Source organism: Burkholderia sp. Ac-20345, from assembly GCF_017104825.1.
Taxonomy (GTDB): domain Bacteria; phylum Pseudomonadota; class Gammaproteobacteria; order Burkholderiales; family Burkholderiaceae; genus Burkholderia; species Burkholderia lata_B.
The window spans coordinates 1-6,698 of sequence record NZ_JAAGPO010000333.1 but is presented as its reverse complement, the minus strand read 5'-3'; the positions used below and the strand labels follow the sequence as shown (position 1 = coordinate 6,698).

The 6,698-nt window shown below is 67.4% G+C and carries 7 protein-coding genes; 3 read left to right on the top strand and 4 right to left on the bottom strand.

The window, feature by feature from the left end; genetic code table 11:
- Positions 1 to 143: 4Fe-4S dicluster domain-containing protein (locus tag G3O06_RS45825; RefSeq protein WP_155623433.1), on the top strand; the 143-nt coding region annotated here is incomplete at its 5' end.
- Positions 144 to 280: 137 nt separating this feature from the next.
- Here G3O06_RS45825 and aroC read toward each other — a convergent pair.
- The 3 genes from aroC to G3O06_RS45810 all read right to left on the bottom strand — a co-directional run bounded on the left by aroC (position 281) and on the right by G3O06_RS45810 (position 4,145).
- Entirely contained in the window at positions 281 to 1,381 is a 1,101-nt protein-coding gene (aroC, locus tag G3O06_RS45820; protein ID WP_174912720.1) for a chorismate synthase, read from the bottom strand.
- Between the two features lie 234 nt (positions 1,382 to 1,615).
- Positions 1,616 to 3,550, bottom strand: a complete 1,935-nt coding sequence (locus G3O06_RS45815; protein ID WP_205820032.1) for an MFS transporter — start codon at positions 3,548 to 3,550, stop codon at positions 1,616 to 1,618.
- A gap of 139 nt (positions 3,551 to 3,689) precedes the next feature.
- Positions 3,690 to 4,145: a CBS domain-containing protein gene (locus tag G3O06_RS45810; RefSeq protein WP_006755543.1), complete on the bottom strand. Its 456-nt coding sequence runs from the start codon at positions 4,143 to 4,145 to the stop codon at positions 3,690 to 3,692.
- A 157-nt stretch (positions 4,146 to 4,302) separates the two neighbouring features.
- Here G3O06_RS45810 and G3O06_RS45805 point away from each other — a divergent pair, with 157 nt between their 5' ends.
- On the top strand, positions 4,303 to 4,620 hold the full coding sequence (locus tag G3O06_RS45805) for an Mpo1-like protein (RefSeq protein WP_174912726.1): 318 nt from the start codon (positions 4,303 to 4,305) through the stop codon (positions 4,618 to 4,620).
- A 16-nt stretch (positions 4,621 to 4,636) separates the two neighbouring features.
- Here the strand turns inward: G3O06_RS45805 and G3O06_RS45800 are convergent, their stop codons facing one another.
- Positions 4,637 to 5,968 carry a YihY family inner membrane protein gene (locus G3O06_RS45800; protein ID WP_205820031.1) on the bottom strand — a complete coding sequence of 444 codons (1,332 nt, stop codon included), beginning with the start codon at positions 5,966 to 5,968 and terminating at the stop codon, positions 4,637 to 4,639.
- Positions 5,969 to 6,113: 145 nt separating this feature from the next.
- Here G3O06_RS45800 and wrbA point away from each other — a divergent pair.
- On the top strand, positions 6,114 to 6,698 hold a 585-nt coding region (gene wrbA, locus G3O06_RS45795), incomplete at its 3' end, for an NAD(P)H:quinone oxidoreductase (protein ID WP_205820030.1).

Sequence of the window (6,698 nt, the reverse complement as noted above, 5' to 3'; positions counted from 1 at the left end):
AGAACGACGACGGCAGCGACCGCCTGGTGATCAACGCGCAGAACTGCGTGCACTGCAAGACCTGCGACATCAAGGACCCGACGCAGAACATCGTGTGGGTCACGCCGGAAGGCGGCGGCGGGCCGAACTACCCGAACATGTAATCGCCGGAACGCGCCGCCACGAGCGGCGCGTTTTTTTGGCTGCCGCAAACGAAACGGGGCGCTGCCTGAAGCAGCGCCCCGTTTTGCATTCTCCGCGCAACTGCCGGGCGAGACGCGCTGCGCCCCGCCCGCTTGCGTCAGGTCGCGCTGCCCGCGATCTTCGGCGTCGGCGTCTCGACGTCGCCGCACTGCGCGCGATGGCGCAGCGCATGATCGATCAGCACCAGCGCGAGCATCGACTCGGCGATCGGCGTCGCACGAATGCCGACGCACGGATCGTGACGGCCGAACGTTTCCACCGTCGCCTCCTCGCCGGCCTTCGTGATCGACCGGCGCGGCGTGCGGATGCTCGACGTCGGCTTGATCGCGATCGACACGGTGATGTCCTGCCCCGTCGAAATCCCGCCGAGCACGCCGCCCGCATGGTTGCCGACGAAACCGCCCGGCGTCAGCTCGTCGCCATGCACCGAGCCGCGCTGCGCGACGCTTTCAAAGCCGGCGCCGATCTCGACGCCCTTCACCGCGTTGATGCTCATCATCGCCTTTGCGATGTCCGCATCGAGGCGGTCGAACACCGGCTCACCCCAGCCGACCGGCACGCCCGACGCAACGACGTCGATGCGCGCGCCGATCGAATCGCCGTCCTTGCGCAGCGCATCCATGTACGCCTCGAGCTCCGGCACGACCGCCGCATTCGGCGAGAAGAACGGATTTTCGTGCACGTGCGACCAGTCGACGAACGGCACGTCGATCTCGCCGAGGCCGCTCATGTAGCCGCGTACCTCGACGCCGAAGCGCTCGCGCAGCCACTTCTTCGCGACCGCACCCGCGCCGACGATCGGCGCGGTCAAGCGCGCGGACGAGCGGCCGCCGCCGCGGTAGTCGCGGATGCCGTATTTCTGCCAGTAGGTGTAGTCGGCGTGACCGGGACGGAACGTCTCGACGATGTTGCCGTAGTCCTTGCTGCGCTGGTCGGTGTTGCGGATCAGCAGCGCGATCGGCGTGCCGGTCGTCACGCCTTCGAACACGCCCGACAGGATCTCGACCTCGTCGGCCTCCTGCCGTTGCGTCACGTGGCGCGACGTGCCGGGCTTGCGGCGATCGAGTTCGACCTGGATGTCGGCTTCGGTCAGCCCCATTCCCGGCGGGCAGCCGTCGATCACGCAGCCGATCGCGGGACCGTGCGATTCGCCGAAGGTCGTGACAGTGAAAAGCGTGCCGAGGGTATTGCCGGACATGATGGAACCGCCCAAAGAGAAATGGGCAAACCGATGCGCTGCCCAGGCCGCAGGCAGGTCGATCGTTTGCCGGTCGAGAAAAAGAAGTAAGCCGCTATTATGCCAGCCGTCCCGGGCACGCGGGCCGCATGAAACGCAGCCCGGACGCACGGGACGTGCGCGCGCGGCCCGGCTGGCGCGGCAGAAGCCCGTTCCGGCCCGGTTGCAGCCGAATGCCTGCCGCCGGGCGCCCGCCTACTTCCGCGCGCCGCGCAGTTCGGTCACGGCGGCCTGCAGCGCCTCGGGCGTCGCGACCGACGCCGGGATCGGCTCGCCGACCGCCAGCGTCAACCGGCTCATCACGCCGCGCTTGATGGGCCGCGGCATCCGCGCATCGGAATGCCGCGAGAAATAGCTGCCCCACAGCCCGCGCAGCGCCATCGGAATCACGGGCACCGGCGTGCGGGTCAGGATCTCCGTGATGCCGTGGTGGAACGTGTTGATGTCGCCCGTCTTCGTCAGCTTGCCCTCGGGGAAGATGCACACGAGTTCGCCGTCCTTCAGCGCGGCCTCGCAGGTGTCGTACGCACGCGCGAGCATCGCGGGATCCTCGTGACGCGGCGCGATCGGGATCGCCTTCGCATGCCGGAACACCCAGCCCGCGAAGCGCGTCTTGAAGATCCGGTGGTCCATCACGAAACGGATCGGGCGCGGGCTCGCGGCGGCCAGCACGAGTGCGTCGACGTAGCTGACGTGGTTGCACACGAGCACGGCCGCCCCTTCGGCCGGAATCCGTTCCGCGTGCACGAGGCGAATCCGGTAAAAGGTATGCACGAGCACCCACGCGACGAAGCGCAGCAGGAACTCGGGCACGAGCAGGTAGATATACGCGGCGACGATCACGTTCAGCAGCGCGGTGACGAGGAACAGCCCCGGGATGTCGACGCCGGCCTTGGTCAGCCCCATCGCCATCAGGGCCGACAGGATCATGAACAGCGCGTTCAGGATGTTGTTCGCCGCGATGATCCGCGCGCGGTGCGTGGGTGCGCTGCGGCTCTGGATCAGCGCGTACAGCGGCACGCTGTAGAAGCCGCCGAACATCGCGAGCAGGAACAGGTCGGCCAGGATTCGCCAGTGGCGTGCGCCGGCCAGGAACTCGCCGACCGACAGCAGATGGCCGGGCGACGGCAGCGCGTGGCTCGCGAAATACAGCTCGATCGCGAACACACTGATGCCGATCGAGCCGAGCGGCACAAGGCCGATCTCGACGCGCCGCTGCGACAGCCGTTCGCACAGCAGCGAGCCGAGGCCGATGCCGACCGAGAACGTCGCGAGCAGGATCGTGACGACGTCGGGGCTCGCGGACAGCACGTCCTTCGCGAAATTGAAGAACGATGTGAGGAACGTCGCGCCGACGAACCACAACCACGAGATGCCGAGCAGGCTCAGGAACACGGTGCGGTTCTGGCGTGCGAGCCCGAGGTTGCGCCAGGTCTCGCTGACCGGATTCCAGTTGATCACGAGATCGGGCTGCGGTGCCGGCGTGGATGGCACGCGCTGCGCGACGAACCGCCCCGCGATCGCGATGACGACGACACTCACCGCGAGCACGCGCTCGCCGCTGCCCTCGATGCCCGCCGCCGCGCCGCCGATGATCGTGCCGATCAGGATCGCGATGAACGTACCCATCTCGACGAGGCCGTTGCCGCCAACCAGCTCATGTTCACCGAGATGCTGCGGCAGGTACGAATACTTGACGGGCCCAAACAGCGTCGAGTGCATCCCCATCATGAACGTGCACAGATACAGCAGCGGCGCGCTGTGCGTGACGAAGCCGGCCGCGCCGACCAGCATCAGCACGATCTCGAAGGTCTTCACGAAGCGCGTGAGGGTCGCCTTGTCGTACTTGTCGGCGATCTGGCCGGACGTCGCCGAGAACAGCACGAACGGCAGGATGAAGATCGCGGAAATCAGGAAGGCCGCCGTCTTCGCATCGACGCCGGAGAACCGCGCGGTGTGATAAGTGACGAGCGACGTGAAGCCGATCTTGAAGACGTTGTCGTTCAGCGCGCCGAGGAACTGGGTCGTGAAGAACGGCGCGAAACGGCGCTCGCGCAGCAGGTCGAACTGCGACGCGTGCGCGTGCCGTTCGTCACGCCGCCCGGAAGTGGCTTGCGTTTGATCGCTCATGCGGAATACGCGCGCGTTGTCTGGGCAGCGCTGCGCGGGCCTCGTGTGGTCATTGAAAAAACGGCGGCGCAGGACAAACCTGCGCCGCCGCGCGCCGGGTGGCGGCGCCCGCGCATGACGGCGACGGGCGCGGCGTGGTTCACGACTTGTGCGCTTCGGCTTCCGATTCCGGCCAGTCGCGGATGTACGCCTTCAGCATCCGGTTCTCGAAGCTCTGCGCCTCGACGACCGTCTTCGCGACGTCGTAGAACGAAATGACGCCCATCAGCACCTTCTTGTCGAGCACCGGCATGTAGCGCGCATGGCGCTCGAGCATCATCCGGCGCACTTCGTTGACATCCGTTTCCGGCGTGCACGTGAGCGGCTCGTCCATCACCTTGCGCACCTGCACGTCGCCGATCGCGCCGCCGTTCACGTGCAGGCGCAGGATGATCTCGCGGAACGTCAGCATCCCGACGAGATCGCCGTACTCCATCACGACCAGCGAACCGATGTCGTGCTCGGCCATCGTATCGACCGCTTCGCGCAGCGGCTTATCGGGCGTCACCGTAAACAGCGTGTTGCCCTTCACTTTCAGAATATCGCTGACGCGCATCGTAGTCCCCTCATGCTTGAATGCAAAACCTCTTTCGATCCTATCGGAAAGCCTGTCAAAAGGAAAGCTCGGGCCCGCGCGGCGGGCCGCCCCCGCTTGCCGAAGCGGGCCGCCGGCAGCACAATGGCCCCATGAACAGCGGCCCGAGGAGACGGCCATGGCCCATACGCATTCGGAGCAATTCGCCAGCTTCGCTGATTTCTACCCGTATTACCTGAACGAACACCAGAACCTGACGTCGCGGCGGCTGCACTTCATCGGCTCGCTCGGCGTGATCGGCTGCGTCGCGATGGCGATCGCGACCGGCGACTGGCTGTGGCTGCCGGCAGCGATCGTCTGCGGCTACGGGTTCGCGTGGGTCGGACACTTCTTCTTCGAGAAGAATCGCCCGGCCACGTTCCGGCACCCGATCTACAGCCTGATGGGCGACTGGGTGATGTTCAAGGACATCTGCACCGGCAAGATCCCGCTGTAACGGCCGGGCGCCCCGCTCACGCGGGCCGCGGCGGCCGTGCATGCGGGTCGGACACGCCGCTCGGCGCCTGCCCCGGGGCGCCCGCCTGCTGTGCGCCGGCAACCCGGTGCGCGGCGATCAGCGACGCGAGCGACACGTCGAATCGGTCGCTCGACAGCACCGCGAGCAGCGCGGCGCCATCGACATGGCTGCGGCGCCGCTGCAGCTGGTAGGTCAGCTCCGTGCGGTCGATCACCAGCACGTCGAACAGCTGCGCGAGCGTCAGTTGCTCCGGGTTCGCGAGCAGGATGTAGCGCGGCGTGGCCTCGCCGCCGCCGTCGAGCCGCGCAATCCATTCCCGCTCCTCCATCGTCAGCAGCAGGCGCTGCGCGGTTTCCATGTCGCAGCGCAGCATGGTCGCGAGCCGCATCGCCGTGTAGCCGCGCTTGCCGGCCGTGCGCGCTTCGGCCAGCCGCGCGAGCATTTCCAGCGCGTCGAGCAGGTCGCTGCCCGGATAGTGGATACGGTGGAACTGGCCGACGCGGATCGCCGGCAGCGCGGAGGCCACCATCGCGCCGAGCAGCGCGATGAACCAGCTCAGGTAGACCCATAACAGGAACACGGGCAGCGCCGCGAACGCGCCATAAACCGCCGTATAGGTCGGAATACGCCGCACGTAGTAGCCGAAGCCGCGCTTCGCGAGCTCGAACGCAACGGCCGCGAACAACCCGCCGATCACCGCGTCGCGCCATGCGACCGTGCAGTTCGGCAGGTACACGTACAGCAGCGTGAACGCGAGCACCGTCAGCGGCAGCGACACCAGCGCGAGCAGCCACTCGACGATCGACGTCGACGGAGCTGCGCCGGTAAATGCGAGCGACTGCGTGAACAGGTACGACGAGATCGACAGGCTCACGCCGAACAGCAGCGGGCCGAGCGTGATCAGCGCCCAGTACGCGAGCACGCGCTGCGCGAACGGCCGCGGCTTGCGCACCCGCCAGATCAGGTTGAAGGCCGATTCGATCGTCATCATCGTCATCACCGACGTAACGACGAGCACGATCAGGCCGGCCGTCGTCAGCCCCTTCGCCTTCGACGCGAACTGGTTCAGGTACTTGAAGATCTGGACGTTGAACTGCGCGGGCATCAGGTGATCCGCGAGGAACCCCTGCAGCGAGATCTGGAACGACGCGAACATCGGGAACGCGGTGAACAGCGCGAACGCGACCGTCACGAGCGGCACGAGCGCCAGCATCGTCGTGAACGTGAGACTGCCCGCCACTTGCGGGATGCGATCCTCGGCGCTGCGCCGGGCCGCGAACTGCGCCAGGCGCTTGAGGGTGTCGAGATCGACGCTCAACTTCGGCAAACGGCTTCTCCTTCTTGATACCGCGCGCCCGACGGCGCGCCGCCGCCGCGCTGCGCGACGGCTTCAGCCCCTATAATAGCCGCTCGATTCCAGCAGGGGCCGACTGCACCGGGCACGCGCGCGGCCGCACGCGGCTCCGTCGCCCATGAAAGACATCCTCGTTCTCTATTACAGCCGCCACGGCGCCACGCGCGATCTCGCGCTCGCGATCGCGAACGGCATCGACAGCGTGCCGGGCATGCAGGCCCGCATCCGCACCGTGCCGCCCGTGTCAGCCGTCTGCGAAGCCACCGCCCCCGACATCCCCGCCGACGGCCCGCCGTACGCGGAACTGCGCGATCTCGAGGAATGCGCGGGCCTCGCGCTCGGCTCGCCGACCCGCTTCGGCAACATGGCCGCCTCGCTCAAGTATTTCCTCGACGGCACCACACCGCAATGGCTGTCGGGCGCACTGACCGGCAAGCCGGCCAGCGTATTCACGTCGACGGGCAGCCTGCACGGCGGCCAGGAATCGACGTTGCTGTCGATGATGCTGCCGCTGCTCCATCACGGAATGATGATCGTCGGGATCCCGTACACGGAATCCGCGCTCACCACGACCCGCACCGGCGGCACGCCGTACGGCGCGTCGCACGTCGCGCAGCACGATCGCTCGGCAGCCGCCGGGCTGTCGGCGGACGAAAAGACGCTCGCGGCCGCGCTCGGCGTGCGGCTTGCACGCGCGGCGGCC